This is a genomic window from Pseudomonas entomophila L48 (assembly GCF_000026105.1).
GTDB lineage: Bacteria > Pseudomonadota > Gammaproteobacteria > Pseudomonadales > Pseudomonadaceae > Aquipseudomonas > Aquipseudomonas entomophila.
In genome coordinates this window covers 5,780,244-5,805,109 of sequence record NC_008027.1, presented here as the reverse complement: position 1 = coordinate 5,805,109, position 24,866 = coordinate 5,780,244, and the positions used below count along the sequence as shown (strand labels likewise).

Annotated in this window: 22 protein-coding genes; 16 read left to right on the top strand and 6 right to left on the bottom strand. The window is 63.0% G+C overall.

Features of this window, described 5'->3' with window-relative positions; genetic code table 11:
• The first annotated feature begins 2 nt into the window (after positions 1-2).
• Together PSEEN_RS26435 and PSEEN_RS25365 are read left to right on the top strand one after the other, a co-directional pair.
• Entirely contained in the window at positions 3-611 is a 609-nt protein-coding gene (locus PSEEN_RS26435; RefSeq protein WP_231845287.1) for a hypothetical protein, read from the top strand.
• A gap of 6 nt (positions 612-617) precedes the next feature.
• Complete coding sequence (locus tag PSEEN_RS25365) at positions 618-2,771, top strand: lipase family protein (protein ID WP_011536446.1); 2,154 nt, start codon at positions 618-620, stop codon at positions 2,769-2,771.
• Between the two features lie 90 nt (positions 2,772-2,861).
• Here the strand turns inward: PSEEN_RS25365 and aspA are convergent, their stop codons facing one another.
• On the bottom strand, positions 2,862-4,286 hold the full coding sequence (gene aspA / locus PSEEN_RS25360) for an aspartate ammonia-lyase (protein ID WP_044488595.1): 1,425 nt from the start codon (positions 4,284-4,286) through the stop codon (positions 2,862-2,864).
• 181 nt (positions 4,287-4,467) lie between these two features.
• Between aspA and PSEEN_RS25355 the strand changes: the two genes are divergently transcribed.
• From PSEEN_RS25355 to PSEEN_RS25335, 5 genes are all read left to right on the top strand, one after another.
• Positions 4,468-5,397: a LysR substrate-binding domain-containing protein gene (locus PSEEN_RS25355; RefSeq protein WP_011536444.1), complete on the top strand. Its 930-nt coding sequence runs from the start codon at positions 4,468-4,470 to the stop codon at positions 5,395-5,397.
• Between the two features lie 170 nt (positions 5,398-5,567).
• Positions 5,568-6,059 carry a 5-(carboxyamino)imidazole ribonucleotide mutase gene (gene purE / locus PSEEN_RS25350; protein WP_011536443.1) on the top strand — a complete coding sequence of 164 codons (492 nt, stop codon included), beginning with the start codon at positions 5,568-5,570 and terminating at the stop codon, positions 6,057-6,059.
• A 10-nt stretch (positions 6,060-6,069) separates the two neighbouring features.
• A complete protein-coding gene (locus tag PSEEN_RS25345; protein WP_011536442.1) occupies positions 6,070-7,152 on the top strand; it encodes a 5-(carboxyamino)imidazole ribonucleotide synthase in 1,083 nt (360 codons plus the stop codon).
• Positions 7,153-7,249: 97 nt separating this feature from the next.
• Positions 7,250-7,495 carry a GlsB/YeaQ/YmgE family stress response membrane protein gene (locus PSEEN_RS25340; RefSeq protein WP_011536441.1) on the top strand — a complete coding sequence of 82 codons (246 nt, stop codon included), beginning with the start codon at positions 7,250-7,252 and terminating at the stop codon, positions 7,493-7,495.
• A 50-nt stretch (positions 7,496-7,545) separates the two neighbouring features.
• Positions 7,546-8,079, top strand: coding sequence for a DUF3299 domain-containing protein (locus PSEEN_RS25335; RefSeq protein ID WP_011536440.1), 534 nt, complete (start codon positions 7,546-7,548; stop codon positions 8,077-8,079).
• Between the two features lie 117 nt (positions 8,080-8,196).
• Here PSEEN_RS25335 and PSEEN_RS25330 read toward each other — a convergent pair whose 3' ends face one another.
• Together PSEEN_RS25330 and PSEEN_RS25325 are read right to left on the bottom strand one after the other, a co-directional pair.
• A complete protein-coding gene (locus PSEEN_RS25330; protein ID WP_011536439.1) occupies positions 8,197-9,093 on the bottom strand; it encodes a D-hexose-6-phosphate mutarotase in 897 nt (298 codons plus the stop codon).
• A gap of 73 nt (positions 9,094-9,166) precedes the next feature.
• A complete protein-coding gene (locus PSEEN_RS25325; protein WP_011536438.1) occupies positions 9,167-9,565 on the bottom strand; it encodes an acyl-CoA thioesterase in 399 nt (132 codons plus the stop codon).
• Positions 9,566-9,926: 361 nt separating this feature from the next.
• Here PSEEN_RS25325 and PSEEN_RS25320 point away from each other — a divergent pair, with 361 nt between their 5' ends.
• From PSEEN_RS25320 to PSEEN_RS25285, 8 genes are all read left to right on the top strand, one after another.
• On the top strand, positions 9,927-11,216 hold the full coding sequence (locus PSEEN_RS25320; protein ID WP_011536437.1) for an MFS transporter: 1,290 nt from the start codon (positions 9,927-9,929) through the stop codon (positions 11,214-11,216).
• Between the two features lie 238 nt (positions 11,217-11,454).
• The gene (locus tag PSEEN_RS25315) at positions 11,455-12,453 is read left to right on the top strand and encodes a phosphate ABC transporter substrate-binding protein PstS (protein ID WP_011536436.1); all 999 of its coding nucleotides are present in this window, start codon (positions 11,455-11,457) and stop codon (positions 12,451-12,453) included.
• 142 nt (positions 12,454-12,595) lie between these two features.
• Entirely contained in the window at positions 12,596-14,884 is a 2,289-nt protein-coding gene (locus PSEEN_RS25310; RefSeq protein ID WP_011536435.1) for an ABC transporter permease subunit, read from the top strand.
• 17 nt (positions 14,885-14,901) lie between these two features.
• Positions 14,902-16,572 (top strand): phosphate ABC transporter permease PstA, encoded by a 1,671-nt coding sequence (gene pstA / locus PSEEN_RS25305; RefSeq protein WP_011536434.1) that lies wholly within the window; start codon positions 14,902-14,904, stop codon positions 16,570-16,572.
• Positions 16,573-16,644: 72 nt separating this feature from the next.
• The gene (gene pstB / locus PSEEN_RS25300) at positions 16,645-17,478 is read left to right on the top strand and encodes a phosphate ABC transporter ATP-binding protein PstB (RefSeq protein WP_011536433.1); all 834 of its coding nucleotides are present in this window, start codon (positions 16,645-16,647) and stop codon (positions 17,476-17,478) included.
• Positions 17,479-17,672: 194 nt separating this feature from the next.
• The gene (gene phoU, locus PSEEN_RS25295) at positions 17,673-18,443 is read left to right on the top strand and encodes a phosphate signaling complex protein PhoU (RefSeq protein ID WP_011536432.1); all 771 of its coding nucleotides are present in this window, start codon (positions 17,673-17,675) and stop codon (positions 18,441-18,443) included.
• 163 nt (positions 18,444-18,606) lie between these two features.
• The gene (locus PSEEN_RS25290) at positions 18,607-19,515 is read left to right on the top strand and encodes a response regulator (RefSeq protein WP_011536431.1); all 909 of its coding nucleotides are present in this window, start codon (positions 18,607-18,609) and stop codon (positions 19,513-19,515) included.
• Positions 19,516-19,706: 191 nt separating this feature from the next.
• Entirely contained in the window at positions 19,707-20,603 is an 897-nt protein-coding gene (locus PSEEN_RS25285; RefSeq protein WP_011536430.1) for a peptidoglycan DD-metalloendopeptidase family protein, read from the top strand.
• Positions 20,604-20,657: 54 nt separating this feature from the next.
• On the opposite strand, the gene PSEEN_RS25280 is transcribed toward PSEEN_RS25285, so the two are convergent.
• The 3 genes from PSEEN_RS25280 to phoB all read right to left on the bottom strand — a co-directional run bounded on the left by PSEEN_RS25280 (position 20,658) and on the right by phoB (position 24,237).
• Positions 20,658-21,998 carry a hemolysin family protein gene (locus PSEEN_RS25280; RefSeq protein WP_011536429.1) on the bottom strand — a complete coding sequence of 447 codons (1,341 nt, stop codon included), beginning with the start codon at positions 21,996-21,998 and terminating at the stop codon, positions 20,658-20,660.
• Positions 21,999-22,204: 206 nt separating this feature from the next.
• Positions 22,205-23,476, bottom strand: coding sequence for a phosphate regulon sensor histidine kinase PhoR (gene phoR, locus PSEEN_RS25275; protein WP_231845328.1), 1,272 nt, complete (start codon positions 23,474-23,476; stop codon positions 22,205-22,207).
• A gap of 71 nt (positions 23,477-23,547) precedes the next feature.
• On the bottom strand, positions 23,548-24,237 hold the full coding sequence (phoB, locus tag PSEEN_RS25270) for a phosphate regulon transcriptional regulator PhoB (RefSeq protein WP_011536427.1): 690 nt from the start codon (positions 24,235-24,237) through the stop codon (positions 23,548-23,550).
• Positions 24,238-24,412: 175 nt separating this feature from the next.
• Here phoB and PSEEN_RS25265 point away from each other — a divergent pair, with 175 nt between their 5' ends.
• A complete protein-coding gene (locus PSEEN_RS25265) occupies positions 24,413-24,781 on the top strand; it encodes a COG4315 family predicted lipoprotein (RefSeq protein WP_044488591.1) in 369 nt (122 codons plus the stop codon).
• Positions 24,782-24,866: the final 85 nt, after the last annotated feature.

The window sequence follows — 24,866 nt, the reverse complement described above, 5'->3', positions numbered from 1 at the left end:
CAGTGACTGACTGGAAGAGAACGATGCCAACTTTTAATTCGGATTGGCGTAAAGAGTACAATCCTGTATCGATTATAGAGATCTATAAGATTATCAAAGGGTGTCGAATGGTTATTAGTCATATAAGGATCAGAATTTTTGGGGTCTATGGGAAGGTCTTTAATCAAGTGACGGAAGCCGATGCTAATGTTGGTATATATACAGAGCTGGATGATAAGTATAGGCGTGTTATGAATGCCGACGATGGTGATACGTTTTATGGGGAGTGTCAGTGGCTGTTTCGTACAATGCACAAGGAACGAAATATAAGGAAGATTCTTCGTTGTAAAAAAGATAAGGAGCGTGGGGAAAGATTTGTCGGAAATCCATTTGGCGCCTACCTGGTCGACCAGTTACCGGGAAAGACAATACGAATGAATATTCGTGTCGTTGAGAGCGAGAGGCCATATTTCAAAGATACCTGGGTGAAATTTCCAAGAGGCTGGAAACGGTGCATAGGGAAGGGTGTGGATGATCTGTCTGGGTATTGTCAAGGCAATTATTCGGATTTTATCGATTTCAAGATGCCAGATGGACGAATCTGCAATTTATACCCAGGTTGCGAGGAGTGAAATGTTATGGGCCATAATCAGTTCCTCAAGGAAGTTAATCATCCACTCAATAATATTATGCTTGTTTGTCCTGTGCGCGGCGTCTCAACGAGCTTTCAATTGGTAGACGAGCAAGGTCATGGGGCCCCGTATGCAGGTGCTTTTTTTGAAGTTGTGGATATGGATGGCACAACCTATAAGGGAGCCCTAGACACAGAGGGTAGAGGTGAGGTCTTAAATCATTGCCGTGGTCCTGTATCGTTGCGCTTTGCGAGCGAATATGCGGGAGGTGATGATGGCTATATGAAATTGCAGACACGAGATTTTTACCCGCTGAAGATTACCGATATTCAAGTTCGTGCTGAGCAAACGCATTTCCAGAATCGCGACGGTAGAAGAACACAGTCAAATCCCGCAGCCGTTAGCGCTGACGAGTTTTATCAAGTCGAAGTGAGCGAGCTTGTCTGCCACATCTGCCACCTTCCGCCCAGGTCCTTGAGTGACTTTCCTTCGGATCTGGGTATTCGACGAATCATGGGCAAGCATTGCGAATGGGGTGTCGGGCTCATGTTCGGCAAGCACACGGTATTGGAAGTTCGCCCGCTGCGAGCGCTGCGGCCTGTCCTGTCAATGGATCAGGAGTTTTGCGCGCTGAACCTCTATCAGTTGGCATTGATGGCCACGCTCAGTTACACCCCGTTCGGGCAGGAGCCTCCAGGTCACCCAGTCAAAGCCAAATCGGTCAATTTTCCTTATGTCCCCACCGTCGGAAACTGGTTTGGCGACGCTCTGGCCAAAGGGCAGGAGATCTGGCGCGTAGACACGAAACAACAGACAGAGTACTTCCCATTCTACGAGGATGTTCCTTATTCCCAGCGATGGGAAATTGTGCCATTCGATCCTGAACTGTATGAGGAGAACGACCCAGCGCTAGGTGAAGACCAGAAGAATCCTGCCAGAATCCACTTTTTGGATGATAGAGAATATTCGGACACCACCGACACCCAGGCATTCATGACCCACAATGCCGATGTGATGATCATCGCTATCCGTGGCACCAGCGAAAAGATCCCGGATCTATTGCGTGACGTGGACGCATTACAGGTCCCGTTCGAAGAGGGGCATGGCAAGGTTCATCGTGGTTTCTACCTTGCCGCAAAGCGTGCTTTACAGTTCGTGGAAGTTTACATGGACAAGTTTTACCAGTCCCAGCAACTCATCATCTGCGGCCACAGCCTCGGCGGCGCGGTAGCACTGCTGCTGGCCCAAATGCTGCGCACAGGGGGCTACAGTGGCCCGCTCCAGCTCTATACTTACGGCGCCCCCCGAGTCGGCGACAGCACGTTCCTCGCCAGCGCCGCCGACCTGCGCCACCACCGCATCGTCAACAATGACGACATGGTCCCCAACCTGCCACTGCCGTGGATGAACACCCGTTACGAGGTGATCGCCACTGGCGCCGTCCTGGCGAGTATCAACTTCCCGCTTGGCGCCATGGTCATGCGAACAGGCCTGGTCAACCAGGACGGCGAGCCCTACGGGCACCATGGCGAGCTGCAGCATTTCATGCCGATCCAGCTCAGCAACCAGGAATCCTCGGCCATTCTCTGGCGCCCGGGCTGCACCACCATCACCGCCCAGCCCGCCTGCAACTACTACCTGGAAAAGGTCGATGGCCTGCCGCAGCACCGGTCGGTCAGCCTGGCGGATCATTTCATGGTGTCCAGCTACATCCCGGCCTGCTGGGCCATGCTGCGCCGTCACCAGCAGGCGTTGGCCAACCGCACGCCAGCGGTGACCGTGCGGGAACTGGAGGCGGTGGACACAGCATTGGCATCGATCAGCCAGCAACTGCGCGAGCGCCGCTCCCGGCTGAGTCGGGGCGACTACTACCCGCGTTCACGCGAGCCCAGCCTGACCGCCATCGAAAAAGAACTGGAACGCCTGCAGGCTACCCGCGAGCGGCTGGCCAGCCTGCGCCGCGCCCCGGTCAGCGAAGCCGACGTCTACGGCAGCCTCGCAGGCCAGCCGCAACTGGCTGAGGCCCTGGACCGCTGGCAGGCCCACGCCGCCAGCACCCAGGCCGCGCCGTTGGCCATGGCGCCCAAGGAACAGGACATCAACGTGGTGACGTTCGACGAGCTGTTCGCCAGCCTTGATGACCCGCTCGACCTCATATAAAAAAAGGGCCCGGAGCGTGCGCTCGGGCCCTTGAAAGGTTGAGAGGTGTCTAGTCCCTCGACCTGGTGAGACGTTTTGCAGCGGTCTGGGTTACGCCTTCAGCGGAACCAGACGGGGAGCGATCATGTTTTCCGGACGCAGGATGTCGTTGAGCATCGCTTCGTCCAGCAGCTTCTCCTCGCGCACCAGTTCCAGCACGCCGCGGCCGGTTTCCAGGGCGACGCGGGCGATACGGGTGGCGTTTTCGTAGCCGATGTACGGGTTCAGGGCGGTGACCAGGCCGATCGAGTGCTCGACCAGTTCACGGCAGCGCTGTTCGTTGGCGGTGATGCCGACGATGCAGTGCTCGCGCAGCATGTCCATGGCGCGTTGCAGCAGGCGGATCGAGTCGAAGATCTTGAAGGCGATCAGCGGTTCCATCACGTTCAGCTGCAGCTGGCCACCTTCGGCGGCGACGGTCAGGGCCAGGTCGTTGCCCATGATGGCGAAGGCGACTTGGTTGACGGCTTCCGGAATTACCGGGTTGACCTTGCCTGGCATGATCGAGCTGCCTGGCTGACGCGCCGGCAGGTTGATCTCGTTGATGCCGGTACGCGGGCCGCTGGACAGCAGGCGCAGGTCGTTGCAGATCTTCGACAGCTTGACCGCGGTGCGCTTGAGCATGCCGGAGAACAGCACGAAGGCGCCCATGTCGGAGGTGGCTTCGATCAGGTCGGCGGCAGGCACCAGCGGCTGGCCGCTGATGATGGCCAGGCGCTGCACGGCCAGCATCTGGTAGCCCGGGTCGGCGTTGATGCCGGTACCGATGGCGGTGCCGCCCAGGTTGATTTCGGTCAGCAGTTCCGGAGCCAGCGAGCGCAGGCGCTGCAGGTCTTCGGTCATGGTGGTGGCGAAGGCGCGGAATTCCTGGCCCAGGGTCATCGGCACGGCGTCCTGCAGCTGGGTACGGCCCATCTTCAGTACGTGGTCGAACTCTTTACCTTTGGCGGCGAAGGCCTGGATCAGGCTGTCGAGGCTGGCCAGCAGGGCGTCGTGGCCCAGCAGCAAGCCCAGACGGATCGCAGTCGGGTAGGCGTCGTTGGTCGACTGCGCCATGTTCACGTCGTTGTTCGGGTGCAGGTACTGGTACTCACCTTTCTGGTGGCCCATGTGCTCCAGCGCAACGTTGGCGATGACTTCGTTGGCGTTCATGTTGGTGGAGGTGCCAGCACCGCCTTGAATCATGTCCACGACGAACTGATCGTGGAAGTCACCCTTGATCAGTCGGGCGCAGGCTGCGCTGATGGCAGCGTGCTTGGCATCGCTCAGGTGCCCCAGCTCACGGTTGGCGTCAGCAGCGGCCTGCTTGACCATCGCCAGGCCGACTACCAGTTTCGGGTAGTGCGACAGCGGAACGCCGGAGAGGTGGAAGTTGTTGGCAGCGCGCAGGGTCTGGATGCCGTAGTAGGCATCGGCAGGGACTTCAAGGGTACCAAGCAGATCTTTTTCGACGCGGAACGATGCAGCGGAGGACATGATAGATATCATCTCGATTTTGACCCGGCACCTGCCGGAATGGCGCCAATCCTAGGGCTGCCCGGATTTTGCGGCCAATGCTGTTGCACGCTAACCTATGCACAAACGGCATACGGTTTGATGTGACGCCGATTGACAATCGAGCGTGTTCCATTTTGGTGCACGCGTTGCGGAGTAGTCGATGAACCTCGAAAGCAAATGGCTGGAGGACTTCAGTGCCCTGGCCTCCACCCGCAGTTTCTCGCAGGCGGCCGAGCGCCGTTTCGTCACCCAGCCGGCGTTCAGCCGCCGCATAAGAAGCCTGGAAGCGGCGCTGGGGCTGACCTTGGTGAATCGTTCCCGCACGCCCATCGAACTGACCGAGGCCGGGCAGCTGTTTCTCGTCACCGCGCGCACTGTTGTCGACCAGTTGAGCGAAGTTCTTCGCCATTTGCACCACCTCGAAGGCGGGCAGGGCGAGGTTATCCAGGTGGCGGCGGCCCACTCCCTGGCCTCGGGCTTCTTCCCCCGCTGGGTGGCCCAGTTGCGCAACGACGGCTTGAACATCGCCACCCGCCTGGTGGCCACCAACGTCGGTGATGCGGTGCATGCCTTGCGCGAGGGTGGTTGCGACCTGATGCTGGCCTTCTATGATCCGGATGCGGCATTGCAGATGGATGCCGAAATCTTCCCTTCACTGCACATGGGCGACACCGAAATGCTGCCGGTGTGCGCCGTGGGGCCGGACGGCAAGCCCTTGTTCGACCTTGAAGGCGAGGGCAGCGTGCCGTTGCTGGCCTACAGTGCCGGCGCTTTCCTCGGCCGTTCGGTCAACCTGCTGCTGCGCCAGCGCAACCTGCGCTATACCACTGTCTATGAAACCGCGATGGCCGACAGTCTCAAGAGCATGGCGCTGGAAGGCATGGGCATTGCCTGGGTACCCAAGCTGTCGATGCGCGGCGAGCTGGAGCGTGGCGAACTGGTGATCTGTGGTGGCAGCCAATGGCATGTGCCGCTGGAAATCCGCCTCTATCGTTGCGCCCTGGTGCGCAAGGCCAACGTGCGGTTGCTGTGGCGCAAGCTGGAGGGCGGTTCAGTTGACCCGAAAGTCAGCCAAACCCCCGAAAAATAAGGGCGACAGTTGGTCGCCGGGGTGCCTTAAACGCACTCCCTTGCGGTATACTGCGCGGCCTTTCGACCGGACAGCTCCGGTCCAGATCAGCAAACAAGCCACGCCGGTCGTCCCGCGTGGCTTGTTGTTTTTTGACGCGCCTGCGGGCGCACAAGCGAAGAGGCTCGACGATGAGTGCACTGGTTGGCGTGATCATGGGCTCCAAGTCCGATTGGTCCACCCTTAGCCACACCGCCGATATGCTGGAAAAACTCGGCATTCCCTACGAGGTGAAGGTGGTTTCCGCCCACCGTACCCCGGACCTGCTGTTCCAGTACGCCGAGGAGGCCGACGGCCGCGGCATCGAGGTGATCATCGCCGGTGCCGGTGGCGCCGCCCACCTGCCAGGCATGTGCGCCGCCAAGACCCACCTGCCGGTGCTGGGCGTGCCGGTGCAGTCGTCGATGCTGTCGGGTGTCGACTCGCTGCTGTCGATCGTGCAGATGCCTGCTGGCGTGCCGGTAGCCACCCTGGCCATCGGCAAGGCCGGCGCGATCAACGCCGCGCTGCTGTCGGCGAGCATCCTGGGCGCCAAGTACCCGCAGTTCCATGCGGCGCTCAAGCAGTTCCGCACGGAACAGACCGACACCGTGCTGGACAATCCAGACCCGCGCCAGGCTTGAGGTTGACGCTATGAAGATCGGTGTAATCGGTGGCGGCCAGCTGGGCCGCATGCTGGCCCTGGCGGGCACCCCGCTGGGCATGAACTTCGCTTTCCTCGACCCGGCCCCGGACGCCTGCGCCGCCCCGCTGGGCGAGCACCTGCGCGCCGACTACGGCGACCAGGACCACCTGCGCCAGCTGGCCGACGAAGTCGACCTGGTAACGTTCGAGTTCGAGAGCGTGCCGGCCGAGACCGTCGCCTTCCTCTCGCAGTTCGTGCCGGTCTACCCGAGCGCCGAAGCGCTGCGCATTGCCCGCGATCGCCTGTTCGAGAAGAGCATGTTCCGCGACCTGGGGATTCCGACCCCGGCGTTCGCCGACATCCTCTCGCAAGCGGACCTGGATGCCGCCGTCGCCAGCATCGGCCTGCCGGCCGTGCTCAAGACCCGCACCCTGGGGTATGACGGCAAGGGCCAGAAGGTCCTGCGCAAGCCCGAGGACGTGGTGGGCACCTTCGCCGAGCTGGGCAGCGTGCCCTGCCTGCTGGAAGGTTTCGTGCCGTTCACCGGTGAAGTGTCGCTGGTGGCTGTGCGTGCCCGTGATGGCGAAACCCGCTTCTACCCGCTGGTGCACAACACCCACGACAGCGGCATCCTGAAACTGTCGGTGGCCAGTGATGCACACCCGCTGCAGGCCCTGGCCGAAGACTACGTCGGTCGCGTCCTGCAGAAGCTGGACTATGTCGGTGTGATGGCATTCGAGTTCTTCGAAGTCGACGGTGGCCTGAAGGCCAACGAGATCGCCCCGCGCGTGCACAACTCCGGGCACTGGACCATCGAAGGCAGCGAATGCAGCCAGTTCGAGAACCACCTGCGCGCCGTGGCCGGCCTGCCGCTGGGTTCGACCGCCAAGGTGGGTGAGAGCGCCATGCTCAACTTCATCGGCGAAGTGCCGGCGGTGGACAAGGTCATCGCCATCGACGACTGCCACCTGCACCACTACGGCAAGGCCTTCAAGGCCGGGCGCAAGGTCGGCCACGCCACCCTGCGTTGCGACGACATGGCCACGCTGAAGGCCAAGATCGCCGAAGTAGAGGCGTTGATCGCCGGCTGAGCGAACTTCTGCGGGGCAACACCGCTCTGAAATGGCGACAAGCCAAAGCGCTGTCTAGGCTTTGGCTTGTTCCATCTTTCATCTCAGAGGGTTTGCCATGGGCATCATTGGAACCATCTTCATCGGCCTGATCGTCGGCCTGCTGGCGCGTTTCCTGAAACCGGGTGACGACAGCATGGGCTGGATCATGACCATCCTCCTCGGCATCGCCGGCTCCCTGGCCGCCACCTATGGCGGGCAAGCCCTTGGCATCTACCAGGCCGGGCAGGCCGCAGGCTTCTTCGGGGCCTTGGTGGGCGCCATCATCCTCTTGGTGATCTACGGCTTCATCAAGAAGAGCTGAACACACGTTAGAATGTCGGCAATTCAATCCCCGAGTTGCCGAGCATTTCCATGCGTGCGTTATTTCTCCTTCCCTTGCTGCTGGCCAGCGCCCTGGCTCATGCAGAACTGCCCGAGACCGACTGGCTGGAACTGATGCCCAAGTCGGACCAGAAAGCCCTCGAGCAGATGCCCGAGATCGACCACAACTCTCCGGAAGCCCAAGGGACCTTCACCGCCAAGGGCGGCTTGAAGCAGAGCAAGGGTTTGCCGGCGGTGATGTACTCGACCAAGACCGTGGCAGCGATGAATGGCAAGCAGATCCGCCTGGGGGGGTATCCGGTGCCGCTGGAGAGCGATGCCAAGGGCAACAGCACACTGTTCTTCCTGGTGCCGTACCCGGGCGCCTGCATCCATGTACCGCCGCCGCCGCCGAACCAGCTGGTGCTGGTGCGTTATCCGAAAGGGTTGAAGATCGACGATATCTACACGCCGTTGTGGGTGACCGGCTTGTTGAAGGTGGAGAAGGTCAGCAATGACCTGGCAGATGCTGCGTACGCGCTGGACGCGGGGCAGGTGAGGGTGGTGGAAGACGCCGATCTGTAAGGCTACTGGGGCTGCTTCGCAGCCCATCGCGACACAAGGCCGCTCCCACGGGATTCGCATGGCTCCTGTGGGAGCGGCCTTGTGCCGCGAAAGGACCGCGTAGCGGTCCCGGAAGCTTCAGAGTACTTCGCTACCGATCGCCACGCTCATCGAATGACTGGCCCCCGGCCTCAGCGTCACCACATCATCCATCACATTCGCCGTCTCGATGCACAGCATGCGCTGCCAGCCATCGTCGGCCATGTCCGGCAGGTCGCGGGCGCGGTCGGTCCAGGGGTTCCAGATCACCGCAGTGCGTGAGCCGCCGGCCTGCAGGGTGATGCGCCGGTTCCAGTGCGGGTCGACGATGGCCAGGCGCTCAGGGGCGTTCAGGTAGATGCGGTCGGTCTCGCCCGCGAAGCCCAGGTTGCCCTGCTGCTGGCGCTGTTCCCAGTTGGCCAGGGTTTCGATATAGGCCAGCCCATCCACACCTTCCACCTGCACCTGGCGCACGTCGCTAACGGCAAAGTAGCTATGCAGGGCCTGGCTCAGGGTGACATCGGTGTTGCCGAGGTTATAGCTGGTGAGGGTCAGCTTCAGTTGCTGGCCCAGCTCCACCACAAGCTTGAGCTCCACTTCGTGCGGCCAGCCCGGCAGATCGCCTTGGGCTTCGGGTAGCGCGAACTCGATACGCAAGGTGTCGCCGGCCTCCTCGACGCCCAGCAACTGCCAGTCGCGGCCACGCACCAGGCCGTGGGCCGGTGGTTGCTCGCCCTTGTACATGGCTTTGACCGAGTCGGGGTTGCGCTCGAAGATGCCGAACCACGGCCAGCACACCGGCGCGCCGGCGCGCACCGACTTGCCCTGGCGGAAGATGGCCTGGTCGCTCAGCCACAGCAGCGGCGGCTCGCCGATCCGCTGGTAGCTGAGGACCTGCGCGCCCTGCTGGGCGATCAGCAGTTCGGCGTGTTCGCTGGTGATGCGCCAGCAGTTGAGTTCGCCGTGTTGCTCGGTGTCGACCTGGAAGTTAGCCATTGCACTCGTCTCATTGGTTGCCTGTCGGGCCGTTGGACCCGGTGACCTGCCATGAGTTTAACGCCCGCGTGGCTCAGCGACGAGGCACGGAGCGGGTACGACCGCTGCCGTCGATGGCGACGAACACGAACTCCGCTTCGGTCACCTTGCGCCATTCGCCAGACAGCGGATCGTCGTTCCACACTTCGACCCTCATCTGGATCGAGCTGCGACCGATCTTCAAGGTCTGGGTATAGAAGGACAGTTGCGCGCCCACGGCCACCGGCACCAGGAACGCCATGCGATCGATCGATACGGTGGCCACCCGGCCACCGGCGACGCGGCTGGCCATGGCGGTACCGGCCAAGTCCATCTGGGCCACCAGCCAGCCGCCGAAGATATCGCCGAAACCGTTGGTTTCGCGCGGCAGCGCGGTGATTTGCAAGGCCAGGTCACCTTGCGGGATAGGATCTTCTTGTTCGAGCTCAATCATGCCGTGGGGCCTCTGACCCGTGACGCTTCGTGGGTGGCGCAGTGAAGGACGCCATAAAAACGATTCAGCAACACACATACTACGCTGATTTCGCTTCAGGGGCGGCCAAAGGGAGACTCTGCGAAACAGTCCGACGCTTCTGACCGACGTTTTCGCACAATATCCCTTGATGCAAGCAACCTTTTCCTACGAGCGGGCAGTATATATACCCACACAGCCAGCGACGACCGCACATTGATGAATATCTGTACGGATTTTGTACCGCTATGAGCGCGGCTCGGCAATTTGCTATCTTCGCTGCCTGACCTACCCAGAAGCCGCATGCCAAGCGGTCCGCAGACCAATAAGAGAAACCACAGCGATGACCTCCGTGCAGAGCAGTATCGAGCAGCCGTCCCGGCCGTTGTCCCGCAGTGACTACAAGACCCTTTCGCTGTCCGCCCTGGGCGGTGCGCTGGAGTTCTACGATTTCATCATCTTCGTGTTCTTCGCCACCGTGGTCGGCAAGCTGTTCTTCCCTGCCGACATGCCCGAATGGCTGCGCCTGATGCAGACCTTCGGCATCTTCGCCGCCGGCTACCTGGCGCGGCCCCTGGGGGGCATCGTCATGGCCCACTTCGGCGACCTGCTCGGGCGCAAGAAGATGTTTACCCTGAGCATCTTCCTGATGGCGGTGCCGACCCTGGTGATGGGCCTGCTGCCGACTTATGCACAGATCGGCCTGTGGGCGCCGATCCTGCTGCTGCTGATGCGGGTGATCCAGGGCGCGGCCATCGGTGGCGAGGTGCCGGGCGCCTGGGTGTTCGTCTCCGAGCACGTGCCCGCGCGCAACACCGGCTATGCCTGCGGCACGCTCACCGCCGGCCTGACCTCGGGCATTCTGCTTGGCTCGCTGGTGGCGACGCTGATCAACACGATCTACAGTCCTGAAGAAGTGGCGGACTACGCCTGGCGTATTCCGTTCCTGCTGGGTGGGGTGTTCGGTTTCTTCGCGGTCTACCTGCGCCGCTGGTTGCATGAAACCCCGGTGTTCGCCGAGATGCAGGCGCGCAAGGCGCTGGCCGAAGAGCTGCCGCTGCGCGCGGTGCTGCGCGACCACCGCGGCGCGATCATCCTGTCGATGCTGCTCACCTGGCTGTTGTCGGCTGGCATCGTGGTGATCATCCTCATGACTCCGGCATTGCTGCAAAGCCTCTACCACGTGAGCCCAACGGATTCGCTCAAGGCCAATAGCCTGGCCATCGTGCTGCTCAGCCTGGGCTGCATCGGCGCTGGCAGCCTGGCCGACCGCTTTGGTGCAGGGCGCGTCTTTATCGTGGGGAGCCTGGCGTTGCTGGCGTCCTCCTGGGCCTTCTACCACAGCCTGCCAACCCGCCCGGACCTGCTGTTCCCGTTGTATGCCCTGACCGGCCTGTGCGTGGGCATCGTCGGTGCCGTGCCCTACGTGATGGTCAAGGCGTTCCCGCCGGTGGTACGTTTCAGCGGCCTGTCGTTCTCCTATAACCTGGCCTACGCGATCTTCGGTGGCCTGACGCCGATGGTGGTCACCGCGCTGCTGAAGTTCAGCCCTATGGCGCCGGCCTATTATGTTGCCTGTCTGTGCGCCGTTGGTCTGGCCGTAGGCACCTACCTGCTGGCCAGGAAACGCTGACAGTTCGCCGGCAAGCCGGCTCCTACAGAGGCGCGCAATACCTGTAGGAGCCGGCTTGCCGGCGAATGGGCCAAACCTGCCTACCCCCCTCCTGAAACATCCTGAAAAGGCCACCCCGGTACCCGGTGATGGCCTTTCATCCAATTGTCACATTCGAGTCATAGAGTGTTCATGCGGCCTGCAGATACTTGGGCCCGTTCCATCTCACAACCCACGATATTCCTGCTAGGAGCAAGGCATGAAACTGAAGCGTTTGATGGCGGCCCTGACCTTTGCCGCCGCTGGCGTCGCTGCCGCCAATGCGGTCGCCGCCGTCGACCCAGCAATCCCGACCTACACCAAGACCACCGGTGTATCGGGCAACCTCTCCAGCGTCGGTTCCGACACCCTCGCGAACCTGATGACCCTGTGGGCCGAGGCCTACAAGAAGGAATATCCGAACGTAAACATCCAGATCCAGGCCGCCGGCTCCTCCACCGCGCCACCCGCGCTGACCGAAGGCACCGCCAACCTGGGCCCGATGAGCCGCAAGATGAAGGACGTCGAGCTGCAGGCCTTCGAGCAGAAGTACGGCTACAAGCCGACCGCCATCCCGGTTGCCGTCGACGCCCTGGCCGTGTTCGTGCACAAGGACAACCCGATCAAGGGCCTGACCATGGCTCAGGTCGACGCCATCTTCTCCTCCACCCGCCTGTGCGGTGGCAAGAGCGAGATCAAGACCTGGGGCGACGTCGGCGTGACCGGCGACCTGGCCAACAAGCCAATCCAGCTGTTCGGCCGCAACTCGGTATCGGGCACCTACGGCTACTTCAAGGAAGAAGCCCTGTGCAAAGGCGACTTCAAGCCTAACGTCAACGAACAGCCTGGCTCGGCCTCGGTCGTGCAGTCGATCAGCTCCTCGCTGAACGGCATCGGCTACTCGGGCATCGGCTACAAGACCGCCAGCGTCAAGACCGTGGCCCTGGCCAAGAAAGAAGGCGGCGCCTTCGTCGAAGACAACGAAGCCAACGCCCTGAACGGCACCTACCCGCTGTCGCGCTTCCTGTACGTCTACGTCAACAAGGCCCCGAACAAGCCTCTGGCCCCGCTGGAAGCCGAGTTCGTCAAGCTGGTCCTGTCCCAGGCCGGCCAGCAAGTGGTGGTGAAGGACGGCTACATCCCGCTGCCAGCCAAAGTGGTCGACAAGACCCTGGCCGACCTGGGCCTGTCCCACGCGGGTAACGTTGCAAAGAAGTAAGTAACTGAGGACGAGGCCGGTGACTATCATGCCGGCCTCCTCCACGAATTCCTTAGTCCGAAGCCAGGGCTCCTGAGCGGCGGGCTTTTTTGCGTCACTGCACTGTCATGTTTTTGTCATACGGGACCGCTAGGGTGTGCGCATGAATGATCTGGCCAACTCCACAATGACCCAAAATTCTCCTCCCGTGCGCATTGACTTCAATACGCCCGAGTTGCAACGCAAGCGCCGCATGCGCGCCCTGAAGGACCGCCTGACCCGCTGGTATGTCCTGGTGGGCGGCCTCGCCGTGCTGGCAGCGATCACGCTGATCTTCTTCTACCTGGCCTACGTGGTGCTGCCACTGTTCCAGGGCGCCGAGCTGACCAGCAAGAAGGCCCTGGAGCCGACCTGGCTGCAACAGGACGCCGGCAAACCCCTGATGATCGCCCTCGAGGAGCAGAACCTCGTGGGCATGCGCGTTTCCGACAAGGGCCAGGCCCTGTTCTTCGACACCAAGACCGGTGGCGAACTGAAGCGTGTCGACCTGCCGTTGCCCGCCGGCACCCAGGTCAGCTCGATCAGCACCGACCAGCCCGGCAGCCCGCTGGTGGTGCTGGGCCTGTCCAACGGCCAGGCGCTGGTGTTCCACCACACCTACAAGATCACCTACCCCGACAACAAGAAGACCATCGAGCCGGGTATCGACTACCCCTATGGTCAGGACCTGTTCACCCTGGACAGCGAAGGCCGCGCGCTTGAGCACGTGAGTGTCAACGTCAACGGCGACACCCTGCTGCTGGCCGGTTCCACCGGCGCGCACCTGCAGGTGATCGAGCTGTCGCGCACCGAGAACATGATGACCGACGAGGTCACCATCGAGCAGAACCGCATCGAGCTGCCGCAGATGACCGAGGTGGTGAAGAACATCTTCATCGACCCACGCCAGCAGTGGCTCTATGTGGTCAACGGCCGCGCCACCGCCGACGTGTTCAGTCTGCGCGACAAGAGCCTCAATGGCCGCTACAAGCTGCTGGAGGACGGCAACGCCGAAATCACTGCCAGCACCCAGTTGGTCGGTGGCATCTCGTTGATCTTCGGTGACTCCAAGGGTGGCCTGAGCCAGTGGTTCATGGCCCGTGACCCGGATGGCGAGTCGCGCTTCAAGCTGATCCGCAGCTTCCAGCTGGGCAAGGCCCCGGTGGTGCAGATCGATGCCGAAGAGCGCCGCAAGGGCTTCGTCGCCCTGGACAGCGAAGGCAAGCTCGGTGTGTTCCACAGCACCGCGCACCGCACCCTGCTGGTCGAGCCGGTCGCCGAAGGCGCGGGCATCCTGGCCCTGTCGCCGCGGGCCAACCGCATCGTCATCGAGCAAGGCGGCAAGCTGCTGCCCCTGAGCCTGCGCAACCCGCACCCGGAGATCTCCTTCAGCGCGCTGTGGGGCAAGGTCTGGTACGAGAACTACGACGAGCCTAAATACGTCTGGCAGTCGACCGCCTCGAACACCGACTTCGAGCCCAAGCTGAGCCTGTCGCCGCTGACCTTCGGTACGCTCAAGGCCGCGTTCTACGCGATGATCCTGGCCGCCCCGCTGGCCATCGCCGCCGCCATCTACACCGCCTACTTCATGGCTCCGGGCATGCGCCGCAAGGTCAAGCCGGTGATCGAGCTGATGGAAGCGATGCCGACGGTGATCCTTGGCTTCTTCGCCGGCCTGTTCCTCGCGCCGTACCTCGAAGGCCACCTGCCGGGCGTGTTCAGCCTGTTCGTGATCATGCCGGTCGGCATCCTGCTCGCGGGTTTCGGCTGGAGCCGCCTGCCGGAGTCGATCCGCCTGCGCATCCCCGATGGCTGGGAAGCGGCGATCCTGATCCCGGTGATCCTGGTGATCGGTTGGTTCGCCCTGTACATGAGCCCGTTCCTGGAGAGCTGGTTCTTCGCCGGCGACATGCGCCTGTGGATCACCAACGACCTCGGTATCACCTACGACCAGCGCAACGCCCTGGTGGTCGGTATCGCCATGGGCTTCGCGGTCATCCCGAACATCTACTCCATCGCCGAAGACGCCGTGTTCAGCGTGCCGCGCAGCCTCACCCTGGGTTCGCTGGCGCTGGGCGCCACACCGTGGCAGACCCTGACCCGCGTGGTCATCCTCACCGCCAGCCCGGGTATCTTCTCGGCGCTGATGATCGGCATGGGCCGTGCGGTGGGCGAGACCATGATCGTGCTGATGGCCACCGGCAACACCCCGGTGATGGAGCTGAACCTGTTCGAGGGCATGCGCACCCTGGCCGCCAACGTGGCCGTGGAAATGCCCGAATCGGAAGTCGGCGGCAGCCACTATCGTGTGCTGTTCCTCGCCGCCCTCGTGCTGCTGCTGTTCACCTTCGTGATGAACACCTTGGCCGAGCTGATTCGCCAGCGCCTGCGCAAGAAATACTCGTCGCTTTGATAGAAAGGTAGAGATCCGTGAAAAAGGATTCCCTCAAAGGCTGGTTCAAGAGCGGCGCCCCCGGCGTCTGGATCAGTGGTGGCGCGGTCGCCATGGCGGTCATCATGACCGTCGGCTTGCTGGCCGTGATCGCCGTGCGCGGCCTGGGCCACTTCTGGCCGGCCGACCTGGTCCAGGCCACCTACAAGGTGCCGGGCCAGGCCGACCACGTGGTCATCGGTGAAGTGGTACAGAAGGAAGAAGTACCCCGCGAACGCCTCAAGGGCGCCGGCCTTCCGGTACCCGACCAGGGCCCGGAGTTCATGACCCGCGAGCTGATCAAGGTCGGTAACCGCGACCTAAACGGCAGCGACTTCACCTGGGTGGTCGGTGAGTGGCTGGTGGACCAGCGCAAGCCGGTCGACCTGATCGCCCTGGAGCGCCGCGAGTGGGGCAACTTCTATGGCTACCTGGTGAGCGTCAAGGAAGAAGGCCGCGTGGTTGCCCAGGGCCCGGAAGCCTGGAACGAGCTGCAGGCCCGCCTCAAGCGCGCCAGCGAGCTCAACGACCAGTTGGTGAAGCTGGAGAAGAAGGACATCGGCGCCATCAACCATGGTCTGGAGCGGCTGCGCCTGCACGGCCGCAAGCTGGAGCTGGACGGCAAGCTGGACGCCGCCGCCCAGGCCGACATGGACGCCGAGCGCGCCGAGCTGAACAACCGCTACAAGGCCATCGAGGAGCGCCTGACCGGCCTGCACCAGGCCTTCGCCCGCGACAGCCTGGTGGCCCGCGACGGCAATGGCCGCGAAGTGGAGATCAACCTGAGCAAGGTGGTCCACGCCATCCAGCCGAACGCCATGTCCGGCATGACCAAGATGGGCGCCTACTTCGCCAAGGTGTGGGAATTCCTCAGCGACGACCCGCGTGAGGCCAACACCGAAGGCGGTATCTTCCCGGCCATCTTCGGCACCGTGATGATGACCCTGATCATGGCCGTGATCGTCACCCCGTTCGGCGTGCTGGCTGCGGTCTACCTGCGCGAATACGCCAAGCAGGGCCCGGTGACCCGCCTGATCCGCATCGCGGTGAACAACTTGGCTGGTGTCCCGGCGATCGTCTACGGCGTGTTCGGCCTGGGCTTCTTCGTCTACGTGCTGGGCGGCTCGATCGACCGGCTGTTCTTCCCCGAGTCGCTGCCGGCGCCGACCCTCGGCACGCCTGGCCTGCTGTGGGCCTCGCTGACCCTGGCGCTGCTGGCGGTGCCGGTGGTGATCGTGGCCACCGAGGAAGGCCTGGCGCGCATTCCGCGCACTGTGCGCGAAGGTTCGCTGGCCCTGGGCGCGACCAAGGCCGAGACCCTGTGGAAAATTGTCCTGCCGATGGCCAGCCCGGCCATGATGACCGGCATGATCCTCGCCGTGGCCCGCGCCGCGGGCGAAGTGGCCCCGCTGATGCTGGTGGGTGTGGTGAAGCTGGCGCCGTCGCTGCCAGTGGATGGCAACTACCCGTACCTGCACCTGGACCAGAAGATCATGCACCTGGGCTTCCACATCTACGACGTCGGCTTCCAGAGCCCCAACGTCGAGGCCGCGCGGCCGCTGGTTTACGCCACCGCGCTGTTGCTGGTGCTGGTGATCGCCACCCTCAACCTCTCGGCGGTGTGGATCCGTAACCACCTGCGCGAGAAGTACAAGGCCCTGGACCACTGATCCTGATTGCAAGCGTGCCGCCCGAACAGCGGGCGGCCCTTTGAAACGAATTGATAGCGTATGGAGTTGACCATGCAGCATGAATCCCACGCCCACGGCATCGACATGTCGGCCCTGGGCCGCGACAAGCAGAGCCTGCGCCTGGCCGAAGAGACCGTGGCCATCGAAGTACCCGGGCTGTCCCTGTTCTACGGCGACAAGCAAGCGCTGTTCGACGTCAGCATGAACATCCCCAAGCAGCGCGTGACCGCCTTCATCGGCCCGTCCGGCTGCGGCAAGTCCACCCTGCTGCGCACCTTCAACCGCATGAACGACCTGGTCGATGGCTGCCGCGTCGAAGGCGCCATCAACCTGTACGGCAACAACATCTACCGCAAGGGCGAGGACGTGGCCGAGCTGCGCCGCCGCGTGGGCATGGTGTTCCAGAAGCCCAACCCGTTCCCCAAGACCATTTACGAGAACGTGGTCTACGGCCTGCGCATCCAGGGCATCAACAAGAAGCGCGTGCTCGACGAAGCCGTCGAGTGGGCGCTGAAGGGCGCGGCGCTGTGGGACGAGGTGAAAGACCGCCTGCACGACTCGGCGCTGGGCCTGTCCGGTGGCCAGCAGCAGCGTCTGGTAATTGCCCGCACCATCGCCGTGGAGCCGGAAGTGCTGCTGCTCGACGAACCGTGCTCGGCACTGGACCCGATCTCGACGCTGAAGGTCGAGGAACTGATCTACGAATTGAAATCCAAGTACACCATCGTCATCGTGACCCACAACATGCAGCAGGCGGCCCGGGTTTCGGACTACACCGCCTTCATGTACATGGGCAAACTGGTCGAATTCGGTGACACCGACACCCTGTTCACCAACCCGGCAAAGAAGCAGACCGAAGACTACATTACCGGTCGCTACGGCTAACGATTGCCCACAGGGTGCTTGTGTAGGAGCGGCCTTGTGCCGCGAAAGGGCTGCAAAGCAGCCCCAGGGTTTCAGCCTTGATGCAAAAATCACCGGGGCTGCTTTGCAGCCCTCTCGCGACACAAGGCCGCTCCTACAGGCCAGGGAACGACACGAATCACTTGAAGCTTGCAGCTGCTTCGCGGAGCGAAACGATGATCAACAAAGAAAGCCTTACCCACCACATCTCCCAGCAGTTCAACGCCGAGCTCGAGGAGGTGCGCAGCCACCTGCTGGCCATGGGCGGGCTGGTCGAGAAGCAGGTGAACGACGCCGTCACCGCGCTGATCGAGGCCGACTCGGGCCTGGCCCAGCAGGTGCGCGAAGTCGATGAACAGATCAACCAGATGGAGCGCAACATCGACGAGGAGTGCGTGCGCATCCTCGCCCGCCGCCAGCCGGCGGCCTCCGACCTGCGCCTGATCATCAGCATCTCCAAGTCGGTGATCGACCTGGAGCGCATCGGCGACGAATCGACCAAGATCGCCCGCCGCGCCATCCAGTTGTGCGAGGAAGGCGAGTCGCCGCGCGGCTACGTCGAGGTGCGCCACATCGGCGACCAGGTGCGCAACATGGTCCGCGACGCGCTGGACGCCTTCGCCCGCTTCGACGCCGACCTGGCATTGTCGGTGGCCCAGTACGACAAGACCATCGACCGCGAGTACAAGACCGCGCTGCGCGAGCTGGTCACCTACATGATGGAAGATCCACGTTCGATCTCCCGCGTGCTGAGCGTGATCTGGGCTCTGCGTTCGCTGGAGCGCATCGGCGACCACGCGCGCAACATCTCGGAGCTGGTGATCTACCTGGTGCGCGGTACCGACGTGCGCCACATGGGCCTCAAACGCATGAAAGCCGAAGTGAAAGGCGAGGCCTTCGACGAGGGTGAAATCGCTAATGTTCCGGCCGAACCGGACGATAAATAGAATTGCTCCCGAGCATGAACGCCCGGCAATCGCCGGGCGTTTTCGTTTGCGGTCGAGCACCAGCAGGCACCCGCGAACCGTGTGAGAAGTCCCGGCGTGACCAGTGGTTTGGCAAATGGCCATCAGTCGGCGGTATGCTAGCCGGGATTCAAGAGGAATATCGATGAGTAAAGTGAATGTGCTGGTCGTGGACGATGCCCCGTTCATCCGCGACCTGGTAAGGAAGTGCCTGCGTAACGCCTTCCCCGGCGTGGTAATCGAGGACGCGGTCAATGGTCGCAAGGCCATGGCAATGCTCAGCAAGGAACGTTTCGACCTGGTCCTGTGCGACTGGGAGATGCCCGAGATGTCGGGCCTCGAACTGCTGACCTGGTGCCGCCAGCAGGAAGAGATGAAGACCATGCAGTTCATCATGGTGACCAGCCGTGGTGACAAGGAGAACGTAATCCAGGCCATCCAGGCCGGCGTTTCCGATTTCGTCGGCAAACCGTTCACCAACGAGCAGCTGCTGACCAAGGTGAAGAAGTCGCTGACCAAGATCGGCAAGCTTGATGCCTTGATGTCCAGCGCGCCGGCGCGGGTCAACTCGGCGTTCGCCAACGACTCGCTCAGCGCCCTGACCGGCGGTCGCCCGGAAGCGGCCAAGGTGGCCGCGCCCGCCGCCGCGCCTGTGGCAGCAGCCAAGCCGCTGATCAACGCCCCAACGCCGAAGACAGCCGCCGCCGCGGCCCAGGCTGGCCGAGGCCAGGGCCAGCTGCGCCTGTCCAGCGGCACCCAGCCGTGCGTGATCAAGGCTTTGAGCCTGAAGGAAGCCCTGCTGGTGGTGCGCCGCAGCGCCAACCTGCCACAGGTGCTCGAAGGCGCAGTGCTGGACTTGGAGCAAGGCGAGAACGCCGAGGTGGCGCGCCTGAACGGCTATCTGCACGCCATCGCCGCGCTGGAGCCCAAGCCTGAGAGCGACTGGCTGCAGCTGACCTTCAAGTTCGTCGACCAGGATGCGCAGAAGCTCGACTACCTGTCGCGCCTGATTGCCCGCGGGACCACGCAGAAGCACTTCACCCCAGGCGCCTGACCGCTGCACACTCTGTAGGAGCGGCTTCAGCCGCGATCACCCGCAAAGCGGGTGCCAGACACCGCGTTGTCTGCATCGCGGCTGAAGCCGCTCCTACAGAAGGCTCTAAAAACTTCCGACCAGCTGTCACAACCTGTCTTTATCTGGGCTGCTAGGCTTCGACAGACCATAACTGTCACAAAGCCATCATCATGCCCGCCCGCCTGCTGCTGTTCTGTGCCTTGCTCTGGGCCTCGGCGCCGAGCTTGGCCATGACCATCTACAAGACCACCGACAACTTCGGTGTGGTCTCTTATTCCGACCGACCAAGCCCGGGGGCCAAACCGTTCGTCTTCCGCGAGCCGATCGTCGAGCGCCTGGACCGCCAGGTGCGCCTGCAGGCCGAGCCTTTCCCCGGTGGTGTGCGTTTCATCGCGCGCAACGAACTGTACGTGCCGCTGGAGGTGGAACTGCGCGTGGACAAGCTGGCCAACGCCTTCGGCGGTAATGCCCCGCGCGTCGTGCGGCGCGTGATCGGGCCGCGCTCGAGCAAGGTGCTCAGCGTAGTGCTGGCCGCTCCGGGCGGGCCGTTGAAGTATTCGAGCACGTTCAACTACGCCATGGGCGACCCGATCCAGCGCTCCGAGGGCTATCGCTATCCGTTCCCGTGGAAGGGCGGGCCGTTCCGCCTGACCCAGGGGCCCAACGGTCGCTTCAGCCATTTCGGGCCCAAGGGCCGTTACGCCATGGACATCGCCATGCCCGAGGGCACGCCGATCATCGCGGCGCGCGGCGGCGTGGTGGTGAAGGTCGAAAACAGCCAGAGCGGACGGGGCACCAACCCGTCGGGCAACTTCGTGCGCATCCTCCACCCGGACGGCACCATGGGCGTGTACCTGCACCTGATGCGTGGCTCGGTGGTGGTGGCGGAGGGGCAGCGGGTGGGGGTGGGGCAGGCGCTGGCGAAGTCGGGCAACACCGGCAACAGCACCGGGCCGCACCTGCATTTCGTGGTGCAGCGCAACGTGGGGTTGGCGTTGGAGTCGATTCCGTTCCAGTTCGACCGGCCGATTGGCGGGTTGCCGAATTTCACGGCGGGGAATCCTTGAGGTTCGCCGGCAAGCCGGCTCCTGCGGGAGCGGGCTGTGCCGGCGAGCCGGTGCTCAATCGAGCTTGAGCACCTTGGCCAGCACGATCTTCGGCCCTTTCATCTTCTTGATGATGATGCGCAGGCCTTCGACTTCCAGCACTTCCTCTTCCTCGGGCACGCGCTTGAGGGTCTCGTAGATCAGCCCGGCGAGGGTTTCCGCCTCGATGTGGTCCAGGTCGATGCCCAGCAGGCGCTCGACCTTGAACAGCGGCGTGTCGCCGCGCACCAGCAGCTTGCCCGGCTGGTAGGCGAGGATGCCGCGCTCGGTCTTGCGGTGCTCGTCCTGGATATCGCCCACCAGCACTTCCAGCACGTCTTCCATGGTCAGGTAGCCGATGACCTTGCCGTCGGCTTCCTCGACCAGCACGAAGTGCGCGCCACCCTTGCGGAACTGCTCCAGCAACTGCGCCAGCGGCATGTGCCGCGACACGCGCTCCAGCGGGCGGGCGAGGTCGTCGAGGTCGACGGTCTCGGGCAGGTGCTCCAGCTCGGCCAGCTCCAGCAGCAGGTCCTTGATGTGCAGCAGGCCGGTGAACGCCTCGCGCTCGGCGTCGTACAGCGGGTAGCGGCTGAACTTGTGCCGGCGCACCAGCGCCAGGATCTCCTTGAGCGGGGCATGGGCGTCGATGCTGACCATGTCCTCGCGGGAGTTGGCCCAGTCGACCACTTCCAGCTCACCCATCTCCACGGCCGAGGCCAGCACGCGCATGCCCTGGTCGCTCGGGTCCTGGCCACGGCTGGAGTGCAGGATCAGCTTGAGCTCCTCGCGGCTGTAGTGGTGCTCGTGGTGCGGGCCGGGCTCACCCTGGCCGGCGATGCGCAGGATGGTGTTGGCGCTGGCGTTGAGCAGGTAGATGGCCGGGTACATCGCCCAGTAGAACAGGTACAGCGGCACGGCGGTCCACAGCGACAGCAGCTCGGGCTTGCGGATCGCCCAGGACTTGGGGGCCAGTTCGCCGACCACGATGTGCAGGTAGGAGATCACGAAGAAGGCGACGAAGAACGAGATCGCCTTGATCAACTCCGGGGTATCCACGCCCACGGCGGCCAGCAGCGGTTCGAGCAGGTGGGCGAACGCGGGTTCACCGACCCAGCCCAGGCCCAGGGAGGCCAGGGTGATGCCCAACTGGCAGGCCGAGAGATAGGCGTCGAGCTGGTTGTGCACCTTGCGCAGGATGCTGCCACGCCAGCCATGCAGCTCGGCGATGGCTTCGACCCGGGTGGAGCGCAGCTTGACCATGGCGAACTCGGCGGCCACGAAGAAGCCGTTGAGCAGTACCAGGAACAGGGCAAAGAGAATCATGCCGAAATCGGCGAACAACGAGGTGAGGCTGATACCAGGGGAAGGGTCCATGATGGAGTTTTTACGGGGTCCGTCTTTGAGAAAGGAAGAAAAAAAGTGCCAGCGATGGCTGGCACAGGGGATCCAATGTAGCGGCTGAGGCCGCAAAAGCAAAGGGCCGTGGTCTTATTGGGGCACTTTGCGCCCATCGCCGGCAAACCGGCGCCTACGGTAGGAGCCGGCTGCCGGCAGATGGGCTGCAAAGCAGCCCGGCGATCTCAACCTTTGCTCACCGCCAATTGTGCCGGCGCAAAGTGACAGGTAAAGGTGCTGCCATGCCCCGGCACGCTGCTGATCTCCAGGCGCCCGCGATGGCGCATCAGCACGTGCTTGACGATCGCCAGGCCCAGCCCGGTGCCGCCAGTGTTGGAGGCGCGGCTGGAGTCGACCCGGTAGAAGCGCTCGGTCAGGCGTGGCAGGTGCTTGGCCTCGATGCCCACCCCCGAGTCCTGCACCGACAGGTGCGCGCCCTGTTCGTCGGCCCACCAGCGGATACGGATGTTGCCTTCGTCCTGGGTGTACTTGACCGCGTTGAACACCAGGTTGGAAAACGCGCTGCGCAGCTCCGACTCGCTGCCCTTCAGGCGAATGCCGGGCGCGGCTTCAAGGGTGATGCGCTGGTTGCGGGGGCCGGACAGGGCCTGGGCGTCGTTCTTGATGGCGCTGAGCAGGGTGTCGACCAGCACCGGCTGGTTGTCCGACGGATAGTCGGTGGCTTCGAGCTTGGCCAGCAGCAGCAGGTCGTTGAGCAGAGTCTGCATGCGCGAACCTTGCGCGCTCATCTGCTGCAAGGCGCGGCTCCAGCGCGGGTTCACGTCCTCGACGTTGTCCAGCAGCGTCTCCAGGTAGCCGGTGATCACCGTCAACGGCGTGCGCAGCTCGTGGGAGACGTTGGCGACGAAGTCCTTGCGCATCTGCTCGAGCTGGTGAATGCGGGTGACGTCGCGCACCAGCATCAGGTGCTCGTTGTTGCCGTAGCGGGTCAGGTGCAGCTGCACCCGCAGGCGGTCGTTGATCGGGGAGGGGATCTCCAGCGGCTCGGCGTAGTTCTCCGACTCGAAGTACTCCTTGAACCGGGGGTGGCGCACCAGGTTGGTCACCGGTTGGCCGCCGTCCTGTGGGGTCTTGAAGCCCAGCAGCGTTTCGGCGGCGCGGTTCCACCATTCCAGGTTGCCGTCGCTGTCGAGCATGATCACCGCGTCGCGCAGGGCCGCGGTGGACTCCTGGACCCGGTCGATCACCGCCTGCAGGCGGCCACGCACGCGCTGGTCGCGGCGTTGCAGGTGGTAGATGCTGTCGAACACCTCGCCCCACAAGCCGTAGCCGTCAGGCGGGGCTTCGTCGGGCTGGTGGTTGCGCAGCCAGTCGTGCAGGCGCAGCAATTGCTTGAGTGTCCAGCCCAGGTAGAACGCCAGGCCGATGGCCAGGCTCCAGCCGTAGTAGCCGCTGACCAGCCCGCCGATCAGGCAGGCGGTGATCAGCAGGAGCATGTGGCGAATCAGGGTCGCGTGCCAGTTCGGGTTCAATTGACAGTCCTTGTACAGCGGATGCTCGGGCTCGATCAGCTCTTGGTCGAGAAGCGGTAGCCGGTGCCGCGGACGGTTTGTACCAGATTTTCGTAGGCTTCACCCAGCGCCTTGCGCAGGCGACGGATGTGCACGTCGACGGTGCGCTCCTCGACGTAGACGTTGCCGCCCCAGACCTGGTCGAGCAGTTGGCCGCGGGTGTAGGCGCGCTCCTGGTGGGTCATGAAGAACTGCAGCAGGCGGTATTCGGTGGGACCCATCTCGGCCGGGCGACCGTCGATGGTCACGCGATGGCTGATCGGGTCGAGCAGCAGGCCGCCAACTTCGATCGGCGCCTCGCTGTCGCTCGGGCCGGTGCGGCGCAGCACGGCCTTGAGCCGGGCCACCAGCTCGCGAGGGGAGAACGGCTTGGTGATGTAGTCGTCGGCGCCGACTTCCAGGCCCTGGATCTTGTTGTCCTCTTCGCCCTTGGCGGTGAGCATGATGATCGGGATGTCGCCGGTCAGCTCGTCGCGCTTGAGGCGGCGGGCCAGCTCGATGCCCGAGGTGCCCGGGAGCATCCAGTCGAGCAGGATCAGGTCCGGCTTGCGGTCGACGATGATCGCGTGGGCCTGTTGCGAGTTCTCGGCCTCGAGGCAGTCATAGCCGGCCATTTCCAATGCAACGGCGATCATCTCGCGGATAGGCGCTTCGTCGTCGACGATCAGAATGTTTCTGCCAACCATGCTCAATTACCTCTCCCAGGAACGGTGTCTTGGCCCGCATTAGATAACGGAATTATTGCAGCTGTGTGACAGGGTGTTGGCCGTTCTGGCGACATTGCGTGACTGGACTAGGCTTCATTGGGCCGCCCGGGCGGCGGCTGAACCCCTCCGAACCCCCGAAACAATGGTGATTCCAATGACACGACATACGCTGAGCTGGATGGCCCTTTGCGCTGCGCTGGCAGTGCCGGGGGTGGCGTCGGCTCATCACGCCATGGAAAAAGACGGCATGTGGGTCGATCAAAACGGCATGACGCTGTACACCTTCGACAAGGATGCCGGTGGCAAGTCGATGTGCAATGGCGACTGCGCCAGCAACTGGCCGCCGCTGAAGGCGGATGAAGGTGAGAAGGCTGAGGGAAAGTGGTCGCAGATCAAGCGTGACGATGGTTCCATGCAGTGGGCCTACGACGGCAAGCCGCTGTACACCTTCGTCAAGGACAAGAAAGCCGGGGACATGACCGGCGATGGCATGAAAGACGTCTGGCACGTGGCCAAGCCCTGAGCCAGTGATGCCCCGTTCGCCGGCAAGCCGGCTCCTACAAGGTCACGCACAACACCTGTAGGAGCCGGCTTGCCGGCGAACGAGG